Below are 23,840 nucleotides of genomic sequence, written 5' to 3'. Positions count from 1 at the left end.
CTACCCGTCCAGCCTGCGAAGCCCCGCGCTGACGGCCGTCCGGAGCTGCTCGCCGTACGCGTCCGTCGGCAGCGCCTCGACGTGCTCGGCGGCCCGCTCGAAGGCGGCGCGCGCGGCGAGGGTCTCGCCCAGCCGCTCGTGAGCCAGCGCCACACTCACGTGCAGCGACGGGTAGAGGGCGGCGACCCGGCCGTCGCCGACGGCCTCGGCGTGTCGCAGCGCCTCCTGGTTCCACCGCAGGACCTCCTCGGACCGGTCCTGATGCCGGGCGAGATAGTGCGCGGCGACGCAGGCGTCGTAGTCGTCGGTACGCCTCGCCCAGGCCCGCTCGAACGACGCCCGCGCGTCGGCCGGTCGCCCCTCCGCCTCCGCCCGCATCCCCTCCTGGCACAGCACCAGAACCGGATTGTCCAGATCCATCATCACTCCCGAAGATCACCAACGAATGGCGCGATCATCGGGGCTCGACCTGGTCGAGGGTCAAGCCGAACCCGGAGCGCTGAGAACGCCGCGCACCCGAACCCACAGGGCGGAACGGCATTTAGTGAGGGTCATCTATATTGACGTCCGGCGTCGGCGTCGACAGAATCTCCGCACCACCACCACCATGATCCCTCTCTGGGAGGCGCCATGCCCCGTCCCCGCCTGCCGCTCCTGCGCGCAGCCACCCGGTTGGCCGCCCTCGCCGCGGCCACCGCCGGCGTGCTGCTCGCCGTCGCCGCACCCGCCAGCGCCGCGGTGCCCACCGGGCGCTACGTCGCGCTCGGCGACTCGTACACCGCCGGCCCGCTGATCCCCACCCAGGTCGACCTGAACTGTCTGCGGTCCAGCCGCAACTACCCCACGCTGGTGGCCGCGTCCGCCGGCTCCGCGTCGTTCGCCGACGTGAGCTGCTCCGGCGCCACCACCGACGACATTCTCTACGGTGGCAGCGGCCAGCTCGGCATCAACCTGCCACCGCAGCTCAGCGCGGTCACGTCGAACACCGCGTTGGTGACGGTCCAGATCGGCGGCAACGACATCGGCTTCTCCGGCATCATCAGCACCTGCGCGGAGGCGAGCGTCGACAGCCCCTTCGGGTCGCCGTGCAAGAACCGGTACACCGCCGGCGGCACCGACCAGTTGCAGGCCAGGATCGCCGCCGCCGCGCCGAAGGTGACCGCCGTGCTCCAGGCGGTCCGCCAGGCCGCGCCCGGCGCGCGGGTGGTGGTGCTCGGGTATCCGGCGATCGTGCCGGACTCCGGATACGGCTGCTGGCCGGTGGTCCCGATCGCCTACCAGGACGTGCCGTACCTGCGCGGCATCGCGAAGTCGCTCAACGCGATGCTGGCCAGCACCGCGGCCGCGAACGGGGCCACCTACGCCGACGTCTACACCCCGTCGATCGGCCGGGACGCGTGCAAGGGCAGCAGCACCCGGTGGGTGGAGGGGCTGGTGCCACAGAACTCGGCCGCCCCCTTCCACCCGAACGCCCGCGGTGAGCAGGGCATGGCGACCGCCCTGCTGGCCACGCTGAACAGCTGACCGGCCCGCGCGGCAGGCACCGGCCCCACCGCTTCGGTGGTGGGGCCGGCTCGCCCCGGTGCGCCGGCCACCCGGTGACACCGTCACCGGGTCGTTCGCGCCGATCCGCCGGTGCGGACGGGACCGAGATCTCGCCCGCCACCGCCGACCCGGCGCGCCGAGCGGGGCGCCGCCCGGATGGGCCGACCCACCCGGGCGACGTGCAGAAGTCGCTCCGGCGCCACGCCGAGCAGCGCGCCGAGCGCCGTCCGGGTGGCGGCGACGTCGATGAGCTGGCTCAGCGGGTGCGCCGCCAGTCCGGCCGCGTGCAGGGTCAGCCAGACCCGCAACAGCACCCGCCCGAACTCGACCTCGCCGGCCTCGTCCAGGCCGTCCGGGGCGATCAGGGCCAGCACGGCGCCACCCCGCGCGAGCGGGTCGCCACCGGCGGCGGCGAGCAGCCTCGGCAACCCCAGCGGGCGCAGCACCGGGTACGCGCCCAGCGCCGCACGCAGCCCGGCGGCGGCGGGCCGGGACAGGTCGAGGCAGCGGTCGCTGAGCCCGTCGGCGTGGTAGTCCGGATGCGCGGGATCCAGCCGCAACCAGTGGCGCAGCTCGGCGACGACCGCCGGATCCGCGTACAGACGGCGGTCGGCGACGCGCAGGAGACCGCCGAGACGCCCGGCCCGCGGCACGGCACGGACACCGCCGCCGGCCTGCCGGGCGACCAGGTCCACGACGGCCAGCGCGTCACCCCCCGGTGCACCGGCGAACCTGCCCCGGTCGGTGCGGCGCTCCCACACGTCGGTGGCGCGGAAGGATGTCCGGTAGCGGTACCGCGCCGGCCGCAGCCATCCCACCCGTCGGTTCCGGTCGTCGTGGTCCGCGACGTACTCCAGCCGCAACCCGGCGTCGGCCGCGACGATCAGGCAGGTCTCGACGAACGCGCCGAGGGACAGCCGCAGGTCCCGGCCGGTGGGGTCGGCCGCCTTCAACGCCTGGTCCGGGTCCCACCCGACGCGGATCGCGTCGGGTTCGTAGCGCAGCCGCCACGGTTGGGTGTTGTGCGCGCTCGGCGCCCGCCAGCACAGCGGTTCGAGCGTACGGAAGGCCGACAGGTCCACCTAGCGCTCCTTGGCGTAGAAGGTGTAGCCGTGCAGCGGTTGACCCCGCAGTCGCAGGAACTGGGCGGCCGACGCCGGGTTGTCCCGCCCGACGTAGGTGCTGCGCAGGGTCTCGTAGCCGGCGGCGTGCAGGTTGTGGTGCAGGTGCGCGGAGAGCAGCCGCTGGTAACCCCGTCCCTGGTGCTCGGGGAGCACGCCCTTGACGATCAGCACCGCCTCCCGGCGGTAGCGGCGACGGGCGGCCAGCAGCCGTAGCTGGTTGACCGGGTGCAGGTCGCCGCGGACCGCGACCAGGAACTCGCTGATGTCCGGCACGCAGAGCACGAACGCCACCGGCCGGCCGTCCCGGGTCAGGTAGAGCAGCAACGACTCGTCGAGCAGGTAGGCCAGCCCGTCGGTCTGCCGCCGCAGCTGCGCGGCGGAGATAGGCGTGTAGTAGCCGAGCTGGGCGAAGGAGGCGTTCAGCATCCCGCGCAGCAGGTCGAGTTGCCCGTCGAGCCGCCGGACGTCACCCCGGTGCAGTTCGAGTCGACCGCCGTCCGGGTCGACGCCCACCGGCGGTGCCGGTTCCGACGGGGCGGACACCGGGCAGATCCAGGTGTCGGACTCGAACCGGCGGTGGAACCCGTACGCCTCGTAGGCGGCCACGTAGCGCGGCGGGTTCCAGGCGCTGTCCACGAAGCCCCGCCCGGCGTACCCGGAGGTGATCACCCCACCGGCCTGGTTGGGCAACAGCGCCACCGGGCCGAAGAGCAGGTCGGCGTCGGGGTCGGCGTGCGCGGTGATCGCGTCGAACAGCGGCCGGGCGGCCGGCTCGGTGAACTCGGTGAGCCCGAAGAGCTGGCACCGGCGGCCCAGCTTGGCGTCGAAGTCGCCGTCGGTGTGCAGGGTGGTGCGGCCGACCACCGCACCGGATGCGTCGCGCAGCAGGTACAGCGGCACACCGGCCCGCCACCAGCGCCGGATCTGCTGCCGTGGGACGGGTACGTGCCGCGGTTCTTCGGCGTACAACCGGTCGGCGAACGCGAGGAACTCCCGCAGGCCGCGGCGGTCGGTGACCCGCTCGAACCGGTGCCGGCCGGCGCTCACCGGCGGACCGCCGGACCGGTCGTCTCGGTGCCCAGCGCGGTGAAGGTCTCGATGTGCCCCATCTCCGGGCCCTCGGCCCGCCACGCGCCGTTGGAGTATCCGTCCGGCGAGGCGCTGTAGAGCCGGATGAAGCCGGCGGTCGCGTTGCGGGTGCCGTCGGTCAGCCAGACCATCAGCCGGCGGTGCTGCCTGGTCCGGGCGAAGCGCAGCATCGCGTCCCGGTCGGTGAAGAACGCGATCGTGCCGAGCGTCAGGGGGAACTGCCAGTACACCGTGTGCCAGCAGTAGCCCTTCATCCGGCGCAGGTCGCGGATCATCCGGAACCAGTCCGGGGCCAGCCGCAGCAGCACCAGGGGGTTCGCGTAGCGGGTCCCGCCGATGAACATGGCACCGGCCCGGGCCTGCGCGGGAGCGCGGGAGAAGTCACGGGTTCGCATGGTCACCTCACCAGGTAGGTGTTCTTGAGCTTCTGCTGGCCGGCGAACGGGCCGGTACCGGGCTCGTGCAGCTCCACCCGCAGGTCGCCGGCGGACGAGTCCTCCACCAGGGACTGGGCGAAGTCCCGCGACACCGAGGTGAGGTGCCGGCGTACCCCGCGGCGGCACGCGTCGGCGAGCGCCGCGCGCTGTGCGGCGGCCAGCGGGCGACGCAGTTCGAGGTGGATCACCGGCCGCGTCTCCAACGCCGTGTCCTCGACCAGCGCGAGGCAGAAGCGGTCGATTTCGGCGGCGTACGGGTTGCCGTCGTAGAGGCCGTACTCGACGTCCTGCGGGTAGAGGTTCGCGCCGAGGTAGGAGACCGTCGAGTCGGTCCGGCCGAAGAGCAGCAGCACCGGCAGGGTCATCCGCTCCACCGAGGCCACGGTGCGCAACTCGGCCCGGCGGACCGGGTCGGCGCACGCCAGCTCGACGACCCGCCGGTACGGCACGAGCAGCGCCTCGTCGCCGACGTTGTAGCGCAGCCGGGGCTGGAGCACGTCGCCGTCGGTGATCGTGCAGACCAGTTCCCGCCGCTCGTTGGTCTCCAGGTAGGTGGCGAACGGGTTGTACTGGAACACCATCGGCAGCCGTTGCTCGTCGGCGCCGAGCAGGGCGGCCCGCAGTTCCCGGTCGGTCTGCAGGCGCCGCCGCAGCCACACCGTGAACCGGGTCTCCGCGCCGATGCCGATGCTCAGGTCCGAGGCCCCGTACGCCGAGCGCACCAGCGCGAACCGCTGTTCCAGGTAGTCGCGCAGCGCCTCGGTCATCCCCTCGCCGCCGCAGCTGGCGAAGACGCGGTACCGCGACCAGGGGAAGTCCTCGGCGTCGAGCCGGTCCCGCAGGTGCTTGAGAAACGGCGGATAGGCGGTCACCAGGTAGTCGAAGTCGGGACCGAACTCCCGGAGCGTGTCGACGATCTTGCCGAGGTCCGGGCCGGTGTTCTTCACCACCGCGATCCGGGCCATCGCCGCGCCGGTCGTCGTCCCGGTCGCCCAGGCCCCCATCGAGTACGCGTTGATGACGAACGGCCGGCGCATCGGGAAGACCAGGCCGGTGTAGCCGACGATGTCCCGGTGCACCGCGCGCAGCTCACGGTCGGAACGCGGCCAGTTGAACGGCCGCCCGGACGAACCGGCCGACTCGTCGACCACCACCCCGCGGGTGGGCAGCCGCCCCTGCCAGCAGCGCGCGGCGGAATCGTGGGCCACCACGTACCCGCGCTTGTCGGTCTCCGGGAAGTCCGCCAGCGCGCGACGGGCACCGGCGGGGTGGGCGCGGAGGAACGCCCGGTAGGCGGGTACCCGCCGGGCGGCCCGGACGCAGATCGCGCGCGCGTTCGCGGCGGCCAGCCGCTCCAGCACCGGGTGGTGGCGCCGGGCCAGCCAGCGCCACCCGGCCGGATGCCGGCCGATGATCCGGGCCAGCGCGGCGACCACGCGGCCCAGAGCCGCCAGCGCGGCGTGCCGGCCGCGCGCGGCCAGCGCCGGCAACGGCGAGTCGACGGTACGCAGAACGGTGTGTCGGTGCGGCAGCTCAGCCATGACAGCCATCCTGTCCACGCCGGACCGGGTGCGCCTGAGCCGGCGGACGGTGCCCCGCTGAGTATCCCTACTCAGCGGGAGGCGTGGGCGCACGCCCGGCTGGTACCCGGTGCCACGGGCCGCCCCTGTCGGCGTTTGGCGAGATTCAACCCCGGCGGCTGCCTATGGTGGAACCGATGCGACGGACCCCCATCGGCCGGTCGCCGCCGAGGATGATGGGCAAGCAGCATGGAGCGGTTCCTGGAGGCACTCTGGGACACGAGCAGCGTGAGCGGTCGCCTGGTGACCAGCATCGTCCTGATCGTGCTGGCCGTCGTGCTCGCCGCCCTGGCCGGTCGCCTGTCCACCCTCCGGGTGAAGGACACCACCAACCGCTACTACCTGCGCAAGGCGGCGCACTACCTGACGGTGGTGGTGTTGCTGTTCGCGCTGGCGCTGCTGTGGCGGCCGTTCGCCGGCCGGATCGGCCTGGTCGTCGGACTGATCGGCGTCGGTCTCGCGCTGGCCCTTCAGGAGGTCATCGGCGCCTTCGCCGGGTGGATTTCGATCCTCACCGGCCGGCAGTTCCGGGTCGGCGACCGGATCCAGATGTGCGATGTGCGCGGTGACGTCCTGGACATCACTCCGCTGCGCACCCGCATTCTGGAGAGCGGGTCCTCCACCGACCCGGAGTCCTGGGTCCGCGGTCGCCAGTACACCGGACGGGTGGTGTCGCTGTCGAACCGCTTCGTGTTCTGCACGCCGGTCTACAACAGCAGCACGGTGCTGGACCACCTGTGGGAGGAGTTGATCCTGCCGGTACCCTACGAGGCGGACTGGCACCTGGCCGAGCGGATCCTGTGCGAGGAGGCGGAGAACATCTCCTCGACGGCCGAGGCGCGGCGCGCCATCGAGCAGATGCGCCACCGCTACCCGGTCGCCGACGCGGAGGTCGATCCCCGGGTGTTCGTCCGCGCCACCCCCAACTGGGTCGAGCTGTCGGCCCGGTTCGTGGTGCCGGTGCGCGCCGCCCGACAGGTCAAGGACCAGGTCACCCGGCGGGTGCTGGACCGCTTCGCCGAGAGCGGCATCCGGGTGGCCTCGGAGACCCAGGACATCACCGTCTACTCACCCAAGCCACCCGGCGCGGTCGCCGGCCCCGGTCGACCGCCGATGACGGGTCCCGCGTCGTGAGCCGGCCGCGCACCATGTCCAAGCGGCTGTCCGACATACGGGAGAGCTTCTGGCTGGTTCCGGCGGTCTTCGCGGTGGGTGCGGTGACGTCGGCGATCGGACTGTCGGCACTGGAGTTGCAGTTCGACCTGCCCTTCGGCGGGGTGGTGCCCAGCGGTCCCGCCGGCGCCCGGTCGCTGCTGTCCTCGATCATCACCGCGATGATCTCCTTCACCGCGCTGGTCTTCTCCATCACGGTCGTGGCCCTGCAACTGGCCAGCAGCCAGTACTCCCCCCGGGTGCTGCGGACCTTCCTTCAGGACCGGACCATCCAGGCGACACTCGGCACGTTCGTCGCCACCTTCCTGTTCGCGATGGTGGTGCTGGCCGCGCTGCCGGCCCAGCGGGACGAGGGACTGCCGGAGCTGTCCCTCGCGGTGTCGATCGCGCTCGTGCTGGCCAGCAGCGGCACCTTCATCTACTACCTGCACCACATCACCACCGTGATGCGGGTCTCGCACATCATCGGCTCCATCGGCGCGCAGACGCGGCGGTCCATCGCCCAGCTCCCCCCACCCGACCAGCCGTCGGCGACGGTGCTCGGCGAGGTGATCCAGACCGTGCCGGCCACCGCACCCGGCATGGTCAGCAACATCGACCTGGCCCTGCTCGCGCGGCTGGCCCGCGAACACGACTGCGCCATCACCGTCGTGCCCATACCGGGTGACTTCGTGGTGACCGGAGCACCCCTGCTGCGCGTACACCGCACCGCCGGCGGGACGGGCCGTCCGGTGCCGGCCGACCGGGCCGAACAGGGCGTGACCATCGGCGTGGAACGCACCCCGGGCCAGGACCTCGGCTTCGGCTTCCGGCAACTCGCCGACATCAGCGAACGCGCGCTCTCCCCCGCGGTCAACGACGTCACCACCGCCGTACGCGCCATCCAGGAGGCGCACGACCTGCTCCGCCGGCTCGCGGCCCGACCCGACCCGGTCCACGTCGTCCGCGACGACGACGGCACCGTCCGCGCCCGGTTCACCGGCATCAGCTACGACACCATCCTGGCCATGGTCATCGACGACATCCGGCTCGTCGCCGGTGATCAGCCGCGCGTGATGCACCTGTTGGACAGCATCGTCCGTGACCTGGCGTCCGTCGCGCTACCCGTGCACCGGGCGACGATCGGCCGTCGGCTGCCGGCCCGCGGCCCGGGCAGCCACTGACCACCACGTGTCCGGACGCCGCGGTTCGGCCGGCCCGGTATCCGGCGACGAGCGGGAGCAGGAACGGGACGAGCCCCGGTCGATCCCTGAGGATCGGCCGGGGCCCGTCGGTGGAAGCTGTCAGGCGATGTCGAACCGGTCGAGTTCCATGACCTTGGTCCAAGCCGCGACGAAGTCGGTGACGAACTTGTCGCGCGCGTCCTGGCTGGCGTAGACCTCGGCGAGGGCACGCAGCTGGGAGTTGGACCCGAAGACGAGGTCGACCGCGGTGGCGGTCCACTTCACCTCGTCGGTGGCGAGGTCCCGGATCTCGTACACGTGCTCCTCGGACTCCGACGCCTTCCACCGGGTGCCCGGGGAGAGCAGGTTGGCGAAGAAGTCGTTGGTGAGCACGCCGGGCCGGTCGGTGAGCACGCCGTGCGTCGCGCCGCCGACGTTGTTGCCCAGCGCCCGCAGGCCGCCGACGAGGACGGTCATCTCGGGTGCGGTGAGGTTGAGCATGTAGGCACGGTCGACGAGCAGCACCTCCGGCTGGGTCTTCTCGCCGGCCCGCAGGTAGTTGCGGAACCCGTCGGCGCGCGGCTCCATCACCCGGAAGGACTCGGTGTCGGTCTGCTCCTGGGTCGCGTCGGTGCGGCCCGGCCGGAACGGCACGGTCACCTCGACGCCCGCGTCCCGCGCCGCCTTCTCGACGGCGGCCGAACCGGCCAGCACGATCAGGTCGGCCAGCGAGATCTGCGCGCCGCCGGCGGAGTTGAACTCCCGCTGGATGCCCTGGAGGGTCTCCAGCACCGTCGCGAGCTGCTCGGGCTGGTTGACCTCCCAGTTGCGCTGCGGCTCGAGACGGATCCGGGCGCCGTTGGCACCACCCCGCTTGTCGGTGTACCGGAAGCTCGCGGCGGAGGCCCAGGCGGTGGAGACCAGCTGCGCGGTGGTGAGCCCGGACTCCAGGACCTTCGCCTTGAGGGCGGCGACGTCGGCGTCACCCACGAGCGCGCCGTCGACCGCCGGCACCGGGTCCTGCCACAGCTGCGGCTCGGCCACCCACGGTCCGAGGAAACGGCTGACCGGGCCCATGTCGCGGTGCAGCAGCTTGTACCAGGCCTTGGCGAAGGCCAACGCGAACTCGTCGGGGTTCTCCAGGAAGCGGCGCGAGATCTTCTCGTACGCCGGGTCGACGCGCAGCGACAGGTCGGTCGTGAGCATCGTCGGCTTGTGCTTCTTCGACGGGTCGTGGGCGTCCGGGATGATCGCCTCGGCGTCCTTGGCGACCCACTGCTTCGCGCCGCCGGGGCTGGTGGTGAGTTCCCACTCGTAGCCGAAGAGGATCTCGAAGAAGCGGTTGCTCCACTCCGTCGGCCGGTCGGTCCACGTCACCTCGAGACCGCTGGTGATCGTGTCCTTGCCCTTGCCGCTGCCGTGGGTGCTCAGCCAGCCCAGTCCCTGCGTCTCCAGCGGGGCGCCCTCGGGCTCGGGGCCCACGTGGCCGTCGGCGACACCGGCGCCGTGGGTCTTGCCGAAGGTGTGGCCACCGGCGATGAGGGCGACGGTCTCCTCGTCGTTCATCGCCATCCGGCGGAAGGTCTCCCGGATGAAGTGCGCCGCCGCGAGCGGGTCCGCGTTGCCGCGGGGGCCCTCCGGGTTGACGTAGATGAGACCCATCTCGGTGGCGCCGACGCCGGCGGCCATCTCCTTCTCGGAGGCGTAGCGCTCGTCACCGAGCCAGGTGTCCTCCGGACCCCAGAAGATCTCCTCGGGCTCCCAGACGTCCTCCCGGCCGAAGCCGAAACCGAAGGTCTTGAACCCCATCGACTCCAGGGCGACGTTGCCGGCGAGCACGAGCAGGTCGGCCCAGGAGATCTGCTGGCCGTACTTCTGCTTGACCGGCCACAGCAGCCGGCGGGCCTTGTCCAGGTTGGCGTTGTCCGGCCAGCTGTTGAGCGGGGCGAAACGCTGGCCACCGTCGCCGGCCCCACCGCGGCCGTCCTCGATCCGGTAGGTGCCGGCGGCGTGCCAGCTCATCCGGATCATCAGGCCGCCGTAGTGGCCGAAGTCGGCCGGCCACCAGTCCTGCGAGGTGGTGAGGACCTCGGTGATGTCGCGCTTGAGGGCCTCGACGTCGAGCTTGGCGAACTCCTTGGCGTAGCTGAAGTCCTCGCCCAGCGGGTTGCCCTTGGACGAGTGGGCGTGCAACACCGACAGGTCGAGCTGGTTGGGCCACCAGTCCCGGTTCGTACGCGGACGACCGCCGGTCTTCGGGGTCGGCGAGTCGATCGCCGGGTTCTCGCTCTCACTGCCGTGCGCGGTCACCGAGTCGTGCGCGACCGGGCAGCCGGCCGCCTCCTTCTTGTCCACGCCCTGCGCGCTGGTGAAAGCGTTGTCCTGGGTGTCGCTCATCTGTTTCCTTCCGAACTGGCGATCAATGGGAGGTGCGTTCGGTCGCGCAGTCGGGGCAGGTGCCCCAGTAGACGACCTCCGCCTCGTCGACGGCGAACCCGCGGTCGTCCGAGGCGGTCAGGCAGGGGGCGTGACCGACGGCGCAGTCGACGTCGGCGATCACGCCGCAGGAGCGGCACACGACATGGTGGTGGTTGTCCCCCACCCGCGACTCGTACCGGGCGACCGCCCCGGCGGGCTGGATGCGCCGGATCAGACCGGCGTCGGTCAGCGCGCGGAGCACGTCGTAGACCGCCTGGTGGGAGACCGTGGGCTGGTCCGCCCGGACCAGCGCGATCACCGTGTCGGTGTCGACGTGCGGGTGGTCGCGCAGCGCGGCGAGCACCGCCAACCGGGGCCGGGTCACGCGCAACGAGACCGCGCGAAGCTGGGTCTCGAAGTCGTCCGTCACCGGACGAACATATCCCAGTTTTCTGGAATCAATCAAGTTCTGCCATGATCGTGATCCGGGCTCGCGCGGGCTGCCGCCCGATATCGTCCCGAGTCGCCCCGCTGTCGCCCTCCGACCCGTAATCTCAGCGCCCGCGGCGCGCGTGGAGCCGGGCGGCCTGACGGGTCAGGTGGTCGCGCTCGGCCAGGTTGGGGGCCTTCCGGGCCGCCTCGGCGTACAGCCGGGCCGCCGTCGCCAGGTCTCCGTCGCGCTCGTGCAGGTACGCCGCCACGGCGGCCCGGCGGGGCAGCGAGGCGTCCAGCCCCACCAGCGCCGCCAGGCCGGCGCGCGGTCCGTCGGCCGCACCGACGGCCACCGCCCGGTTCAGCCGCACCACCGGGCTGTCGGTCAGGCGCGCGAGTTCGTCGTACCACTCGACGATCTGCACCCAGTCGGTCTCCTCGGCGGTGCGCGCGTCGGCGTGCAGGGCCGCGATGGCGGCCTGGGCCTGGAACTCGCCCAGCCGGTCGCGGGCCAGCGCCTTCTGCAGGATCCACACGCCCTCGGCGATCGACCGGGTGTCCCACCGGCCGCGGTCCTGCTCGGCCAGCGGCACCAGGCTGCCGTCCGGTGCGGTCCGGGCGTCGCGCCGGGCGTGGTGCAGCAGCATGAGGGCGAGCAGCCCGGCCACCTCGGGGTGGTCGATCGCGGCCGCGAGTTGCCGGGTGAGCCGGATGGCCTCGGCGGCGAGGTCGACGTCGCCGGAGTAGCCCTCGTTGAAGACCAGGTAGAGGACGCGCAGCACGGTGGCGACGTCGCCGGGTTGGTGGAACCGCACGCCGGACACGGTGCGTTTGGCCCGACTGATGCGCTGCGCCATGGTGGCCTCCGGCACCAGGTAGGCCGCGGCGATCTGCCGGGTGGTCAGCCCGCCGACCGCGCGCAGCGTCAGCGCGACCGCGGAGGACGGCGTCAGCGACGGGTGGGCGCAGAGGAAATAGAGCTGGAGCGTGTCGTCCACCGCGGGCACCGGCCCCGCCGCCGGCTCCTCGTCGAGGAGGTCCTCACGCCGGCGGCGGGCGGCGTCCGACCGGGTCGCGTCGAGGAACCGGCGCCACGCCACGGTGACCAGCCAGCCCTTCGGGTCCCGTGGCGGGTCGGCCGGCCAGACGCGGACCGCCTCGAGCAGCGCGTCCTGCACGGCGTCCTCGGCCGCCGCGAAGTCGGCTCCGCGGCGGACGAGGATACCGAGCACACCCGGCGTGAGGCTCCGGAGCAGAACCTCGTCCATCAGGTCACTCCGTGATGGTCGGCGGGGCGGTCAGGAACGGACGCACCTCGAGCCACTCGTGCAGCGGCTTGCCGCCCACCCCGGGGGCGGCCGACAGCTCCCCGGCCAGTTCGACGGCCCGCTCCCAGCTGTCGACGTCGATCACCATCCAGCCGGCGATGAGGTCCTTGGTCTCGGCGAACGGACCGTCGGTGACCGGCGGGCGGCCCTCCCCGTCGTACCGGACGAACGTCCCCTCGGGGGCGAGCGCCTGGCCGTCGACGAACTCGCCGGTCCCCTCGAGCCGGGCCGCGAAGTCGTTCATGTACTGAATGTGCGCCGAGATCTCCTCCGGCGTCCACTGGTCCATGGGCACGTCGTTGATCGGGGTCGGGCCACCCCGGTAGTGCTTGAGCAGCAGGTACTTGGCCATCGTGTTTCTCCTCCGTGCCGGTGCGACCCCCATTCTGGTCGCGTTCACCCCGGGGACGGAGCCGGCCCCGGATTCTCGACAACATGGCCGAACCTTTTTTGGCACCCGGGTTGAGGTGGACCGGGATGCGGAACTCCGGGTGTGGAGTGGAATGATCGAGGCGGCCCGCTTCCGGCGCGGCCTTCGTCGTCGGAGGTGCTGGCGATGGCACGTCAGGGCTTGCCGACGCGGGGCGACATCGCCACCGACGGAGAGAGCGGCCGAGCAGGATGATGGAGTCAGCGCGGCGTGAGCTGGCACGGGCACGGAGGTCGTCTGCCGGGTGGCCGGAGCTGCGCTACCAGCACGCCACGGACGCCGACGGCCATGCCTGCGACGGAAACGCGGTGCGGCGGGCGAGGGTGTTGTGGGCGCTGCAGTACGACCACCGCGCCGAGGACCTTGCGCTGGTGCGCTGGTTGGCCGGGCAGGAGGCGCGGTGCCGGCGGGAGGCCCCGTCCCAGGGGCTGGGTGAGGAGACCGAACTGGCCGGCTTCCTCCTCGCCGGGTACCGCCGGGTGCAGGACGTCTGGCTGCACTGGGAGATCAAGGGGGCCAACTTCGACACCTGGTGCGGCTACGACATAGAGCACCTGTTCGCCGCCGGTGTCCGGACCACCATCGCCTTCGTCCGGGACAGCGGCCACGCCGATCGGGACGACGTGCTGGAGCGACTGACGGATCAGGACGGCGAGCCGTGCGTGTCCGAGGAGGACCTGGCGCAGTGGTGGCAGGGGCGACTGTCGTACTTCCCGGCCGATCCGGACGCCGAGGACCCGCTCACCTGGATCGAGCGCGCCAAGCGGGTCGGTGACGCCGTACTGGCCCGCCACTGGCTGGACCGGTGGACCGTGGGTCGCCCGCGGGACGCGGCCACCCTGAGCCAGCTTCGCTACCAGCTCACCGACCTGGGTGCGTTCGCCGAGGCGGCTGCGGCGCAGCGGGAGAGCCTGGTGTTCGCCGGTGACGCCTGGGACTTGGCGTCGGCCTGGCAGTCCCTGGCCGGGCTGGAACGCCAGGCCGGCAACCAGCACGCCGCCTGGGACGCGCTGCGCGAGTGTGGCCGGGCCCTGGACGACGTGTCCGGCTGGCGGGAGGTGGGCCTGGGTCGGTCGTACGTGATGGAGCTTTTTCTCCTGGCCCGGTGCGCCGGCGGCGAGTTGGCCGACGTGGTGTTCGCCGAGGCGGACCGGCGGGCGCGCGAGGTTCCCCGCCTGCCCCTGGTGGTGTTCCGGGCAGCCGCCGAGGCGGCCGACGCGGTCGGTCTCCGGACGCGGGCACAGCACTACCGTGAGCTTCGCGATGCCGAGCGACGGCGCCTCGACGGCGACAACGGCCCGGGCCGCTCGTGACCCGTCCGGGGACGACCTGTCAGTGCACGCTGACGCCGTGGCCGAAACCGCCGCTGCCGGACACGCCGTGAGCGGTCGCACCCGACCGACGCAGGAAGCTCCGGTCGGTCTCCGTGCACGGCCGGTCGCGCCCGCCGTTGTCGGCCGCGGCGCACAGTCGGTCACGTAGCTCGTCGTACCGGTGCAGCTTCCCGGCGTACTTCCGCAGTTGTCGGCCGTCGGGATCGGCGTCGTCGTAGCGGTCCCACTGTTCGGTCAGGAACAGAAACGGTGCCACGTCCTCCCGCCGCGACGGCAGGTGACCGGTCTGGACCGTCACCGTCCGCGCGATCCTGTCGCCCCCCATCGCCAGGCGGCAGAGCACGTCGCGGTCCTCCGGGCGGTCCATGTCCCGCAGGGTGGCGAGGCAGGCGCGCCGCACGTCGCGGGGACCAGAACGTCGAACAGGTCGCCCACCGGCACGTGGGGGCGGCCCGCCACGTGGCGGCAGAGCCACGACGTGGCGGCCCGACCCGGCCACCCCTGGTGGTCCAGGGCGAGCGTACGAACCCAGCGTGGTGGAGCGATCGCCATCCGTCCATGATGCCCGCATCCCGCCGGGTAGCGCCGTGTCGCCCCTGCGGGTCAGGGCAGCGGTACGACGTAGGAGTCCACCCGGGCGATGAGCCCGTCGCGGAACGTGAACAGGTCGTTGAAGGCGAACCGGAACGGCCCGTGGTCCACGCTGGTGCCGCGACCCTCGCCGGTGGCCACGACGACAGCGCCGGCCTCGTGGACATGTTGGACGTCCAGTTCGGGGCTACCGGTGAAGGCCGGATTCTCGATCTCGCTGTCGAACTCCGCCTTGCCACGGGTGGTCCGGTGGCCGTGGATGACCCACTCGACGTCGTCGGTGAGGGTGGCCAGGATTCGCCGGTGGTCGGTCGTCCGGAATCCGGCGAAGTAGTCCGCGACGAGTTCTCGCTGGGTCGGTCGGGTCATGGCGATCTCCTCTGGTGTGATCGGGGAATGCCGCAGGTGTGCGGCGAGGGCGTCGAGGATCGAGGCGAGCCCGTCGACCGCTCGGGCCGTCCGCAGTTCGGGCGGAAGCCGGCGCTGGTGGATGACGAGATCGGTTCCGCCGTCGGCGGGACGGACGGTGACGGTCGTACGGAGGCCGGTGACGGGCTCGTCGAACACGAGTTCGCGCGGCGCGTCGATGCGCGCGTAGACGAACCGGAGCCGGCGGGTGGCGCCGTCCGGGGCGCAGGTGTCGAGGGCGAACTCACCGCCCGGACGCAGGTCCACGGTCACCGACCCGGTGGGCACGGTGGCGTGCGAGCCGCCCCAGAACGCCGCGATGCCGTCCGGCGAGGTGAAGGCGACCCACACGCGTTCCGGTCGCGCCGGCAGGTGGCGCTGGGCGATCAGTTCGTCGCCGTGCAGCTTCGCGCGGGCGGTCAACTGCCCGCCCCGTCGTCGGCGAGGTGCTGGGCGAGGGTGTCGAGCCGGTCGTTCCAGGCGCGGCGCTGGTCGTCGATCCACGTGCCGAGCAGCGCCAACTGGTCGGCCCGCAGCCGGCAGCGACGTCTGGTGCCCTCGGGGCGTTGTTCAACCAGGCCGCACCGGCGCAGGACACCGACATGGTGGGAGATCGCCTGTGGGGTCAGGTCGAACGGTTCGGCCAGCTCGCCCACCGTGGCGTCCCCGCGCGCGAGACGAGTCACCAGGGCGCGGCGGACGGGGTCGCCGAGGGCGGCGAAGGCCGCGTCGAGATCGGGGGCCGGCGACACGGTCGGGGTAGGCATGCCCCCATCCTAATGCAAATGATCGCTTGCGCAAGCGATCATTTGCATACTGTCTCCGGGAAGCGACACGATCAGGGGATCCCGCTCGACCGCCCCTCGAACGTGTGCCTGATTCATCCTATTATCGCCATGTTCGCGCCGGTCAGCTCCTGCCGTTCGCCACCTGGCGGGTGATGCCCCCCAGCGACTCGACACGGCAGCAGCCACGGAGGGTGATCATGGAACACACCAGACCAACTGAGGGACTCCGCCGACGTCAGTTCGTCCGGCTCTCCGGCACCGCCGGTGCCACGGGACTGTTGGGCCTGATGGGCGCGGGTCGGGCGCTGGCCGACGGAGGCGGCGAACACCAGGCCCCCGAGCCCGCCCCACCGGCGCCCGACGGTCCCGGTGCCACGACCTGTCCCACCCCCTCCACCCTGTGCGGCTACCCCAGCGACACCGGAGGCAGGTACGACCTGTGGGACAGGGTGCAGGTCTGCGAGGGCACGAAGACCGGTCCACCCTTTCCACAGTGCCTGCGGACGACCCCCACCTACGTGATCCTCAACGGAGGGTCCGGGTCGAACCACGACTACCTGCTCGTGCCCAGCTGCCGGATCAGCGGCATCGAGTGTCCGTTCATCACCACCGCCGCCGCGCCGAACTACTGGCTGGAGGCATGGAACAACGCTCAGCCGGGGCAGCCGGGACATGTGGTGTATCCGAACATCGGGTTGGGGATCAACTCGGCCGACCCCTCGATCCGCCAGCAGGACCAGCTCCACATCCACCTGGCTGGCATCCACTCGGGCATCCAGACCCAACTGAACAACTACGACGCCACGATCACCAACACCCCATCGCGGTGGCGCAACCAGATCGTGCCGATCTGGGGCCTCACCAGCGCCGGCAATCCCGCTCCGCGCTCATACCGCGTGCTCCACGTCGGAAACCTGAACACGAATCTCTTCCGGCTCCTGCTCGACAGCGTGGTGCGGCCGACCGGAGCGGCCATGTCCGCACAGATCCTGGCCGTGACGCCGCGACTGATCGGCAACGGCGGGTTCTACGTGCTGAACAGTGAACCAGGCCTCCCCGTCCCGCCGGGCCAGCCCGGTGGCACCGGCACCGTCGACTTCCTGCTCGCGTACGCCTGACCGAACCGGGCTCGCGACCTCGCGGGCCCCGACCGCCTCGGACGATCACCGACCGGCGGCTGTCATCCCGCGGGGATGACCAGGCGAACAGACACGACGTCGTCGAGGCAGATGTTCTCCCTCTTGCGCACCGAGTCCCGCAGCGGGAGAACGTAGCCGCCGTCCCGGGGGAACAACGAGGTCCGCCATCGGCTCCGCCCGAGCCGGACCTCGACGGGCACCATCCCCCAGCCGTACGTCACCGCCGACGCCAACTCGCGTACCACCTCGGCGCACTCGTCCGGGACGGTGACGAAGTGGTACGGGGACGGCCCTCGCCACTCCCACACCACGCCCTCGAACTCCATCACCGAATCGGGCACTGCCGAGCGGCAACGATCGGCCAGAGAGCGTCGACATCGAGGTCCGAGGTCCAACGGGGCACCATGACTATCAACATACCCGGCCATGCGTGGACCGCCCCGCGGCCACGACGGAGGAGACGGCGGCCGCCGTCTCGCCGATGTGCTGCGGCGCCGGTGGCGGCCCTCTGCCGTGTCCGGCACGACCAGGCACCCCTACCAGCGGCGGAAGCGGGGCAGGTCGCGCCAGGACATCTGGCGCCAGAACCGCCGCATCTCCGTTCGCGGAACGCTCTGCCACGGTGCCCGGGCCGGCAGCAGGTAGCGCAGGGTGGCGAGATCGGCCTGGCGAGCGGAGAAGTTCTGGTCCAACCGGTGCGGCAACGGTTCACCCTTAGCCGGCAGGGGGCAGAGCCGGAAGGGGCAGTCGTCCAGGCAGGTGGCACCCGGAGCGCACGCCTCCACGCCGTGAACGCTGCGCTCCGGCTCCATCGCCCTCCGGTCCGCGGTGAGGCACGGCGGCAGGTCGCAGCGATCAGCCCGGCGCAGCCGCTCCTCCCGGGCGACGAGGCTGTCGCCCCGGTCCGCGAGATTCAGCAGCAGCATCACGTCGGCGAGCAGCCGCTCGGCGCGCGGCTCCAGCACGCTCCAGCCCATCGAGTCCGGGATCCACAGCCGTTGCACGCGCCGTACGTCCGTCGAAGGGCTGCACGCTCCCACGCGGCCAGCGGTGTCATCTTCGTCTATCCAGCAGAACCGCTCCGGTTGCCGGGTGATCAATGCCGATACGCAGAGCCGGCCGGCCGCCAGCAGGAAGGGGTGAGCAGTGCAGCGTTCCCGGTTCGGCACGCCGCTGCTGGCGATGGCCAGCCAGTGCTGCACCAGGCCGACCGGGTTGGCTCCGTGACCCCGGGCGGGCAGTAGATCACCTGGTTCGATCGGCAGGGAGAACAGGGTGAGAGCCTGGATGAGCACGAGATGGCTGTACCAGAACCGGGAGTGGGTCAGGGCGAACTCGGCCTTCTCGACGAGCGCGCTCCGGTCCCCGATCGGTCGACCGCGTGGCAGGCTGCGCACGTTGGCGGCGAGCCGGAAACCCTGGGCTAGGGCGATTTCCGAGTACAGGCAGAGCGTCCCGGCTGCCAGCTCCTTCAGCCACTCCCGGAGACAACCATCGGTATCGGTCTCCGGGGGGAGCTCGCTCGGATCGCCGACATCGTAGAGCGTCGACAGATGCAGCAGGGGCACCACCCATCCGCGGAGTTGCCGTTCCCAGAGTCCGCTGTCGTCGGTGGTCCAGCCGGTGTGCAGGGGCCTGAGGCCCCCGCCGTCGACCATCTCGTGCGCGGCGGGCCGGCCGCCCAGTCCGATCTCCTTGGCGGCGGCGAGCCGGACGCGGTAGGAGCTCTCCCGGGCGGCGAGCTGGTACAGGCTGCGGTAGGTCTTCGTCTCGGCATGTCGCCGCCGGCCGAGGAACACGGCTGCCCCGTGCAGCCTCGATCCACCGTGCCGTGCCGGCCGCCGGTGGTGGTCGTCAGTGACCAGGCGAGCGGTGTCGCCCCACCGTCGGACGAGGCTGACCTTCGCCTCGTCCAGGGGTCGGTCGCCGACATCTCCCTCGTGGAAGTCGCTCCACTTCGACAGGATGTCGATCACGATGTCGGTGTGCCTGGGCGGCGCCATGGCGCAACCTATCTCCAGGGCGGCGGCGTACATCTCCAGCCGCCAGCACTTGTTGGCACCGTGGTTCGCGTGGTTCTTGAGCATGTCGACGAGGTGAGCGTTCAGGGCATCGGTGGTGTCGTTCTCCCGCGACAACAGGGTCAGCGCGATCAGGGACTCGTGGCTGGGCTCGTCCCGAATGAGTTCCGGCAGCAGCTTCTGCCGGACGTCGGACTCGGTGAGGAACTGCTCAGCCAGGAATGCCTGGATGACGCCGTGCTGGAACCGTAGGCCCTCGGGGTCAAGCCCGACCACGGAGAACTCGCCCGCCGTGGTTACCGCGGTGACCAGGTCGACCCGGCTCCGCACGTCCAGACCGTCCGCCACGCGCTCCTCCAGTTTTTGGAAGATCACGTGGTACGGGTGGCCCTCGCGCGTCCAGTCGCCGTTCTCCGTGAGGTGGTCGTAACTGACGCTCAGCGAATTCTGGAGCAGGCCGATGCAGGCGAAGGCCGCGACCACATCCAGGACGTGCCTGCGTTCCACCGGGTTGTGGGCGAAGTCCTCGCAGACGTATCCCTGCTCGATGGCCTGCCGCCAGGCGTGGAGAAGTTTGAGGCGGACCATCGACCGGTCGGCCGGATGGTTTGCCGTTCGGGGCCCGGGATCGCCACCAAGTTCCTCCGGCAGGTGCTGGTACCTGTTTAGGTCACGGATCACCTTCAGGTACAGCGGAGACTCGGTGGCATCGGCGTCGTTGATCAGGCGGGTCAGGACGGCCGACTCGGGTGACTGCGCCTGATCGTCTCCGAGGCCGAAGGCGAGCGCGTGACTCTCGCTCAGCGGCTCCAGTTCGACAATCACCGCGGGCATGCTGCGCAACGGGTCGTACGGACGGGTGGCCGCGATCAGTGGCAGCCGGTGGTGTGCCGCCCTGGTGAAGGCGTCCCGCAGCACGCTGTCGTACTGGCCCTGGTGCCCGTACTGGCCTGTGCCACCGAGTTCCTCCAGCCCGTCGGCGAGCACGGCGATCTGGTTGCTCCAGCGCAGTTGGCGCCAGAGCCGGTCGCCCTGCGCACCGCTGTACAGAAACGGGTCGATGAAGTCGGTGAAGTGCTGCCGCGCCGCCTTCTCGAAGTCCAGCCCGTCCCTGAAATCCAGATCCCTTACCCGGAGCACGATCGGCACGACTCCCCGCCGGGCGAGTTCGTGGGTCAGCCGGAGCAGGATGGCGCTCTTGCCCGCCCCGACCCCACCCACCAACACCATCGGGCAGCGCACGCCCGGATCCCTGACGCGCTCGACGAGCACCTCACACAGCTCGTCCCGGCCGATGACGTCGGCCAGCACGTCGTTCGAGGTGGTGACCAGTTCCTCGGGCGTACGCCGGGCGATCTTCAGGTAGGCGGGTTCGACGTAGCCCCGGGTGAAGAGGTAGAAAACGGCCAGGAGGATGGGCAGAGGGAACAGTGTGGCGAAGAAGCCGGCGATCTTCCTACATTGCTCGCCGTCGCCATCGCTGCAGAGCTGGCGGTGGACCCACTCCGTGGGTGGGAACCCCACCCGCCGGTCGAGCCAGACGTTCCACAGCGGCAGCACGAACTGGGTGAGTACCCACACCATGAGGACAACGGCCGTGAACGCCGCCAGGGCGTACCACCACCAGGGCCGGTGCCACCAGCGGGCGGGAGCGGCCGGACGGGCCGCTTGCAGCCGTGCGTGCTCCTGAGACCGGCCCTGGAACCAGGTGGCCGTTCGGCGGAAGGTCATCGCCACCCAGGTGCGCGGTGTCCAGAGCCACCCGCGCCAGAGCGGACCGCGCATGCGTCGCACCCCCGTCCGCGCGCCGCCGTACGTCGAATACGAGCGACACTCACCGCCCGGCTGGACCGAGGCTAACCCCTCCTGAACTGCGAGTTTCTTGACTTGGCCGAATCCGTCTCACCGACGCACGCGGGTGCCCTACGGCGGGTCACGCCCTTCGTGGCGGGGGACGGCTCGGTGAACAAGGATGGACCCATGCGGAAGTGGGCCGTTCTGGCCGGCGCGATCGTCGCCGAGACGTGTGCGACGCTGGCCCTTCGGGCGTCCAACGACCACGCCGCCTGGATCGCGGTGGTGGTCGCCGGGTATGCGCTCGCGTTCACCTTGCTGTCGGTGGTGCTGCGCGCCGGGATGCCGATCGGGGTGGCGTACGGCATCTGGGCCGCCTGCGGTGTGGTGGCCACCGCGGTACTGGCCGTCCCGTTGTTCGGTGACCCGCTGACCTGGGTGATGGGTCTCGGCTTCGCGGTCATCGTGGCGGGGGTTCTGCTGGTGGAGTTCGGCTCGCACACCCGGACGTCGCCGGCCGCCGACGACGCCGTCCCGGAGGTCGCCCGATGACGAGCTGGCTGTTCCTGCTCGCGGCCATCGGCTCGGAGATCACCGCCACGATGGCACTGCGCGCCTCCGACGGTCTGCGCCGCAAGACCTGGCTACCGCTGATCGTCGTCGGCTACCTGGGCTCGTTCGGCCTGTTCGCGCTGACCCTGCGGCACGGCATGGCGGTCGGCGTCGCGTACGGCATCTGGGCCGCCACCGGTCTGGCGCTCACCGCCGTCTTCGCCCGCATCCTGTTCAAGGACGTCCTCACCACCCGGATGCTGGTCGGCATCGGTCTGGTGGCGACCGGCGTGTTCATCGTCGAGGTGGGCGCGCACTCCGCGCGTGCGTAGGGTCGGGTGTCCCTGGCTAACTCCGCAGGTATCCGGTCAGTCGGTCGGCGAGTTGCGTCGGGTGGCTGAGCGCCACCGCGTGACACCCGTCCATCTCGTCGGGAACGACGCCGAGCCGATCGGCGGCCACCCGGCGCTGGAACTCCACCGGGAAGAACCGGTCCTCGCGGGCGATGAGCACCTTCGTCGGCACCTCCGGCCACACATCCCGCGGCCACGGCTCGTCCCACTCGGCGCTGGCCTGGTCCCGGACGTGGTTCGCGGCTTCCGCGACGACCTCGGCCGGCACGCCGTTGTAGAACTGCTGCTCCTCGCTGAGCCCCTCGGTGCCCCGGTAACCGGTGTTGTCCCACCAGTCCCCCGGCCGCTCACCGGGTCTGGGGATCATCGGGGTGAGCAGCACGACCAGCCGCACCGGCAGCCGGTCGGCGACCAGCGGCGCGGTGAACGCGCCGTAGGACTGCCCGACCACCACCAGATCGTCCCGGTCACCGACCGCGTCGACCACCGTCTCGCAGAACTCGGCGAACCCCGCCGACTTGTCCCCGATCGGCAGCTCCGGCACCACCACGTCGTGGCCGCGGGCGGTCAGCTCCGGAACCAGCAGATGCCAGTCCCACGCGCTGCCCCCGCCGCCGTGGATGAGCACGAAAGTCGTCATGTCCCGGAGCCTCACACACGGGTCCGACAGTTCTGGTGCAGTCACCACTCGACGACGCGGTCGAGGCGACCGCCTCGTCGTACGCCCGGGTCCCGCCACCGGCGACGGACCGTGACTTCCGGCCGCCGGGTCGGCCGGCGGCTGGCCGGTTCCCGCCGCCTGCCGACCACCGGATGGCAGGGTGTGTTCCATGGACAGGAGGCACGTCGACGACTGGATCAGCGCTTACGAGAAGGTGTGGCGGACGCCGGGCACGGACGCGCTGGTCACGCTCTTCACCGAGGATGCGAGCTACCGGCAGGGGCCGTACTGGACGCCCGTGGTGGGCCTGCCGGCCATCGCCCGGATGTGGGAGAAGCAGCGCAAGGGTCCCGACGAGGTGTTCCGGATGACCTGGGAGATCGTCGCGGTCGACGGCGACACCGCCGTGTCGCGCCAGGAGGTCCGCTACGGCGACCCGGTCGACCAGGAGTACCGCGACCTGTGGATCATGCGATTCGCCGACGACGGACGGTGCCGGTCGTTCGAGGAGTGGCCGTTCTGGCCGGGACAGCAGGTGGCCGAGCCGCCGGCCGGATCGTGACCCGGGACGGGCCTACCGCTCGTTCGCCGAACCGGCGGCCTCGCGCAGCGCGGCGAGCGTCGTCCGCGCCGCCGGGGTGTGCGCGATCGCGTCGTGCACCACCACGTGGATCGACCGGACCGGCGTCGGGCGGACCACTCGAACGCGGCTCACGCCGTGCGGCAGGTGTGCCGCGCCGAGCGTGGGAAGCACGGTCAGGCCGATGCCGGCCGCGACGAAGGCGACCGCCGTGGGGTAGTCGTGCGCCTCGACCCGGAAGGCCGGGCTGAAGCCGGCGGCGGTGCAGGCCTCGATGAGGTTGGCACGGCACCAGCCGCGCGCGAAGTCGTTGTCGACCCAGCGCTCGTCGGCGAGATCGGCCAGGTCCACCTCCTCCTGCCCGGCGAGGCGGTGCCCGGCGGGCAGCACGGCCACGTACGGGTCGTCGAGGAGATGGTGGGCGGTGAAGCCCGAACCCGGGTCGAACGCGGTGCCCGCCACGACCACCTGCACGTCCGCGCGCTCCTCCCGGCTGTCCGGGATGTGTTCGCGCAGTTCCAGGTCGAGCCGTACGCCGGGGAGTTCGGTGAGGACGCGTCGCACCACGAGCGGCATCCACGCCGCGCCCACCGACGCGAAGTACGCGATGGACAAAGCCCCGGTGCGGCCAGCGCGCAGATCGGCGACCAGCGACTCGGCCGCACCGAGCCGGGCGAGCACCCGATCCGCCTCGGCGGCGAGGGCGTGCCCGGCGGCGGTGGGCGTCAGGCCCCGTCCCGCTCGGACGAGCAGGGCGAGGCCCGTCTCGCGCTGGAGCGCGGTGAGGTGCTGGCTGACGGCGGACGGGGTGTAGCCCAGGTTGGCGGCGGCCGCCTGGACGGACCCGGACGCGACGACGGAGCGGAAGATGCGGAGGCGGTGGACGTCGAGCACCCGACA

At 71.5% G+C, this 23,840-nt stretch carries 24 protein-coding genes; 8 read left to right on the top strand and 16 right to left on the bottom strand.

What is annotated here, in order from left to right; genetic code table 11:
* On the bottom strand, positions 1-420 hold the full coding sequence (locus D7223_RS13175) for a hypothetical protein (protein WP_238161901.1): 420 nt from the start codon (positions 418-420) through the stop codon (positions 1-3).
* Positions 421-630: 210 nt separating this feature from the next.
* Between D7223_RS13175 and D7223_RS13170 the strand changes: the two genes are divergently transcribed.
* Positions 631-1,524 (top strand): SGNH/GDSL hydrolase family protein, encoded by an 894-nt coding sequence (locus tag D7223_RS13170; protein ID WP_120728637.1) that lies wholly within the window; start codon positions 631-633, stop codon positions 1,522-1,524.
* An 83-nt stretch (positions 1,525-1,607) separates the two neighbouring features.
* Here the strand turns inward: D7223_RS13170 and D7223_RS13165 are convergent, their stop codons facing one another.
* Genes D7223_RS13165 through D7223_RS13150 form a run of 4 tightly spaced genes read right to left on the bottom strand, consistent with a single transcriptional unit; the run spans position 1,608 to position 5,736 of the window.
* On the bottom strand, positions 1,608-2,627 hold the full coding sequence (locus tag D7223_RS13165) for a nitroreductase family protein (RefSeq protein ID WP_120728636.1): 1,020 nt from the start codon (positions 2,625-2,627) through the stop codon (positions 1,608-1,610).
* Entirely contained in the window at positions 2,628-3,716 is a 1,089-nt protein-coding gene (locus D7223_RS13160) for a GNAT family N-acetyltransferase (protein ID WP_120728634.1), read from the bottom strand.
* Complete coding sequence (locus tag D7223_RS13155) at positions 3,713-4,153, bottom strand: DUF4188 domain-containing protein (RefSeq protein WP_120728632.1); 441 nt, start codon at positions 4,151-4,153, stop codon at positions 3,713-3,715. Before D7223_RS13155 ends, D7223_RS13160 begins: the two co-directional genes overlap by 4 nt.
* Positions 4,154-4,155: 2 nt before the next feature.
* The gene (locus D7223_RS13150) at positions 4,156-5,736 is read right to left on the bottom strand and encodes a phenylacetate--CoA ligase family protein (protein ID WP_120728630.1); all 1,581 of its coding nucleotides are present in this window, start codon (positions 5,734-5,736) and stop codon (positions 4,156-4,158) included.
* Positions 5,737-5,964: 228 nt separating this feature from the next.
* Here D7223_RS13150 and D7223_RS13145 point away from each other — a divergent pair, with 228 nt between their 5' ends.
* Complete coding sequence (locus D7223_RS13145) at positions 5,965-6,909, top strand: mechanosensitive ion channel family protein (protein ID WP_120728628.1); 945 nt, start codon at positions 5,965-5,967, stop codon at positions 6,907-6,909.
* The gene (locus D7223_RS13140) at positions 6,906-8,111 is read left to right on the top strand and encodes a DUF2254 domain-containing protein (protein ID WP_120728626.1); all 1,206 of its coding nucleotides are present in this window, start codon (positions 6,906-6,908) and stop codon (positions 8,109-8,111) included. The genes D7223_RS13145 and D7223_RS13140 overlap by 4 nt, the downstream gene beginning before the upstream one ends.
* Before the next feature lie 120 nt (positions 8,112-8,231).
* On the opposite strand, the gene katG is transcribed toward D7223_RS13140, so the two are convergent.
* From katG to D7223_RS13120, 4 genes are all read right to left on the bottom strand, one after another.
* Positions 8,232-10,508, bottom strand: coding sequence for a catalase/peroxidase HPI (gene katG, locus D7223_RS13135; protein WP_120728624.1), 2,277 nt, complete (start codon positions 10,506-10,508; stop codon positions 8,232-8,234).
* A gap of 22 nt (positions 10,509-10,530) precedes the next feature.
* Positions 10,531-10,959 (bottom strand): Fur family transcriptional regulator, encoded by a 429-nt coding sequence (locus D7223_RS13130; RefSeq protein WP_120728622.1) that lies wholly within the window; start codon positions 10,957-10,959, stop codon positions 10,531-10,533.
* Between the two features lie 124 nt (positions 10,960-11,083).
* On the bottom strand, positions 11,084-12,229 hold the full coding sequence (locus D7223_RS13125) for an RNA polymerase sigma factor (RefSeq protein ID WP_120728620.1): 1,146 nt from the start codon (positions 12,227-12,229) through the stop codon (positions 11,084-11,086).
* A 4-nt stretch (positions 12,230-12,233) separates the two neighbouring features.
* Positions 12,234-12,641, bottom strand: a complete 408-nt coding sequence (locus D7223_RS13120) for a YciI family protein (protein ID WP_120728618.1) — start codon at positions 12,639-12,641, stop codon at positions 12,234-12,236.
* 386 nt (positions 12,642-13,027) lie between these two features.
* On the opposite strand from D7223_RS13120, the gene D7223_RS13115 reads away from it, so the two are divergent.
* Entirely contained in the window at positions 13,028-14,032 is a 1,005-nt protein-coding gene (locus D7223_RS13115) for a hypothetical protein (protein ID WP_238161899.1), read from the top strand.
* Between the two features lie 19 nt (positions 14,033-14,051).
* Here D7223_RS13115 and D7223_RS13110 read toward each other — a convergent pair whose 3' ends face one another.
* The 3 genes from D7223_RS13110 to D7223_RS13095 form a co-directional block, all read right to left on the bottom strand.
* On the bottom strand, positions 14,052-14,420 hold the full coding sequence (locus D7223_RS13110) for a hypothetical protein (RefSeq protein WP_147252500.1): 369 nt from the start codon (positions 14,418-14,420) through the stop codon (positions 14,052-14,054).
* 236 nt (positions 14,421-14,656) lie between these two features.
* Complete coding sequence (locus tag D7223_RS13100) at positions 14,657-15,475, bottom strand: SRPBCC domain-containing protein (RefSeq protein WP_238161896.1); 819 nt, start codon at positions 15,473-15,475, stop codon at positions 14,657-14,659.
* Positions 15,472-15,819, bottom strand: a complete 348-nt coding sequence (locus D7223_RS13095) for an ArsR/SmtB family transcription factor (RefSeq protein WP_120728612.1) — start codon at positions 15,817-15,819, stop codon at positions 15,472-15,474. The genes D7223_RS13100 and D7223_RS13095 overlap by 4 nt, the downstream gene beginning before the upstream one ends.
* A gap of 218 nt (positions 15,820-16,037) precedes the next feature.
* On the opposite strand from D7223_RS13095, the gene D7223_RS13090 reads away from it, so the two are divergent.
* Positions 16,038-16,958, top strand: coding sequence for a CDP-diacylglycerol diphosphatase (locus D7223_RS13090; RefSeq protein WP_120728610.1), 921 nt, complete (start codon positions 16,038-16,040; stop codon positions 16,956-16,958).
* A gap of 62 nt (positions 16,959-17,020) precedes the next feature.
* Here the strand turns inward: D7223_RS13090 and D7223_RS13085 are convergent, their stop codons facing one another.
* Positions 17,021-17,305, bottom strand: coding sequence for a DUF1905 domain-containing protein (locus tag D7223_RS13085; RefSeq protein ID WP_120728608.1), 285 nt, complete (start codon positions 17,303-17,305; stop codon positions 17,021-17,023).
* Positions 17,306-17,515: 210 nt separating this feature from the next.
* Positions 17,516-20,785: an NACHT domain-containing protein gene (locus tag D7223_RS13080; RefSeq protein ID WP_120728606.1), complete on the bottom strand. Its 3,270-nt coding sequence runs from the start codon at positions 20,783-20,785 to the stop codon at positions 17,516-17,518.
* Positions 20,786-20,980: 195 nt separating this feature from the next.
* Between D7223_RS13080 and D7223_RS13075 the strand changes: the two genes are divergently transcribed.
* Positions 20,981-21,346, top strand: coding sequence for a DMT family transporter (locus tag D7223_RS13075; protein WP_120728604.1), 366 nt, complete (start codon positions 20,981-20,983; stop codon positions 21,344-21,346).
* Positions 21,343-21,678 (top strand): DMT family transporter, encoded by a 336-nt coding sequence (locus tag D7223_RS13070; protein WP_120728602.1) that lies wholly within the window; start codon positions 21,343-21,345, stop codon positions 21,676-21,678. The genes D7223_RS13075 and D7223_RS13070 overlap by 4 nt, the downstream gene beginning before the upstream one ends.
* Before the next feature lie 16 nt (positions 21,679-21,694).
* Here D7223_RS13070 and D7223_RS13065 read toward each other — a convergent pair whose 3' ends face one another.
* Positions 21,695-22,339 (bottom strand): alpha/beta fold hydrolase, encoded by a 645-nt coding sequence (locus D7223_RS13065; protein ID WP_120728600.1) that lies wholly within the window; start codon positions 22,337-22,339, stop codon positions 21,695-21,697.
* 190 nt (positions 22,340-22,529) lie between these two features.
* Between D7223_RS13065 and D7223_RS13060 the strand changes: the two genes are divergently transcribed.
* Positions 22,530-22,922, top strand: a complete 393-nt coding sequence (locus D7223_RS13060) for a nuclear transport factor 2 family protein (protein WP_120728598.1) — start codon at positions 22,530-22,532, stop codon at positions 22,920-22,922.
* 12 nt (positions 22,923-22,934) lie between these two features.
* On the opposite strand, the gene D7223_RS13055 is transcribed toward D7223_RS13060, so the two are convergent.
* On the bottom strand, positions 22,935-23,834 hold the full coding sequence (locus tag D7223_RS13055; RefSeq protein ID WP_120728596.1) for a LysR family transcriptional regulator: 900 nt from the start codon (positions 23,832-23,834) through the stop codon (positions 22,935-22,937).
* Positions 23,835-23,840 lie beyond the last annotated feature (6 nt).

Source organism: Micromonospora endolithica (assembly GCF_003626595.1).
Classification (GTDB): domain Bacteria; phylum Actinomycetota; class Actinomycetes; order Mycobacteriales; family Micromonosporaceae; genus Micromonospora; species Micromonospora endolithica.
This window is presented reverse-complemented; position numbering and strand designations above follow the sequence as displayed.

What these genes read in the sequence shown, in the direction of transcription:
- D7223_RS13175 (WP_238161901.1), bottom strand. Translation starts at nt 420, where the DNA reads ATGGATCTGGACAATCCGGTTCTGGTGCTGTGCCAGGAGGGGATGCGG.
- D7223_RS13170 (WP_120728637.1), top strand. Translation starts at nt 631, where the DNA reads ATGCCCCGTCCCCGCCTGCCGCTCCTGCGCGCAGCCACCCGGTTGGCC.
- D7223_RS13155 (WP_120728632.1), bottom strand. Translation starts at nt 4,153, where the DNA reads ATGCGAACCCGTGACTTCTCCCGCGCTCCCGCGCAGGCCCGGGCCGGT.
- D7223_RS13150 (WP_120728630.1), bottom strand. Translation starts at nt 5,736, where the DNA reads ATGGCTGAGCTGCCGCACCGACACACCGTTCTGCGTACCGTCGACTCG.
- D7223_RS13145 (WP_120728628.1), top strand. Translation starts at nt 5,965, where the DNA reads ATGGAGCGGTTCCTGGAGGCACTCTGGGACACGAGCAGCGTGAGCGGT.
- katG (WP_120728624.1), bottom strand. Translation starts at nt 10,508, where the DNA reads ATGAGCGACACCCAGGACAACGCTTTCACCAGCGCGCAGGGCGTGGAC.
- D7223_RS13125 (WP_120728620.1), bottom strand. Translation starts at nt 12,229, where the DNA reads ATGGACGAGGTTCTGCTCCGGAGCCTCACGCCGGGTGTGCTCGGTATC.
- D7223_RS13120 (WP_120728618.1), bottom strand. Translation starts at nt 12,641, where the DNA reads ATGGCCAAGTACCTGCTGCTCAAGCACTACCGGGGTGGCCCGACCCCG.
- D7223_RS13110 (WP_147252500.1), bottom strand. Translation starts at nt 14,420, where the DNA reads ATGGACCGCCCGGAGGACCGCGACGTGCTCTGCCGCCTGGCGATGGGG.
- D7223_RS13095 (WP_120728612.1), bottom strand. Translation starts at nt 15,819, where the DNA reads ATGCCTACCCCGACCGTGTCGCCGGCCCCCGATCTCGACGCGGCCTTC.
- D7223_RS13090 (WP_120728610.1), top strand. Translation starts at nt 16,038, where the DNA reads ATGGAACACACCAGACCAACTGAGGGACTCCGCCGACGTCAGTTCGTC.
- D7223_RS13085 (WP_120728608.1), bottom strand. Translation starts at nt 17,305, where the DNA reads ATGGAGTTCGAGGGCGTGGTGTGGGAGTGGCGAGGGCCGTCCCCGTAC.
- D7223_RS13080 (WP_120728606.1), bottom strand. Translation starts at nt 20,785, where the DNA reads ATGCGCGGTCCGCTCTGGCGCGGGTGGCTCTGGACACCGCGCACCTGG.
- D7223_RS13075 (WP_120728604.1), top strand. Translation starts at nt 20,981, where the DNA reads ATGCGGAAGTGGGCCGTTCTGGCCGGCGCGATCGTCGCCGAGACGTGT.
- D7223_RS13070 (WP_120728602.1), top strand. Translation starts at nt 21,343, where the DNA reads ATGACGAGCTGGCTGTTCCTGCTCGCGGCCATCGGCTCGGAGATCACC.
- D7223_RS13065 (WP_120728600.1), bottom strand. Translation starts at nt 22,339, where the DNA reads ATGACGACTTTCGTGCTCATCCACGGCGGCGGGGGCAGCGCGTGGGAC.
- D7223_RS13060 (WP_120728598.1), top strand. Translation starts at nt 22,530, where the DNA reads ATGGACAGGAGGCACGTCGACGACTGGATCAGCGCTTACGAGAAGGTG.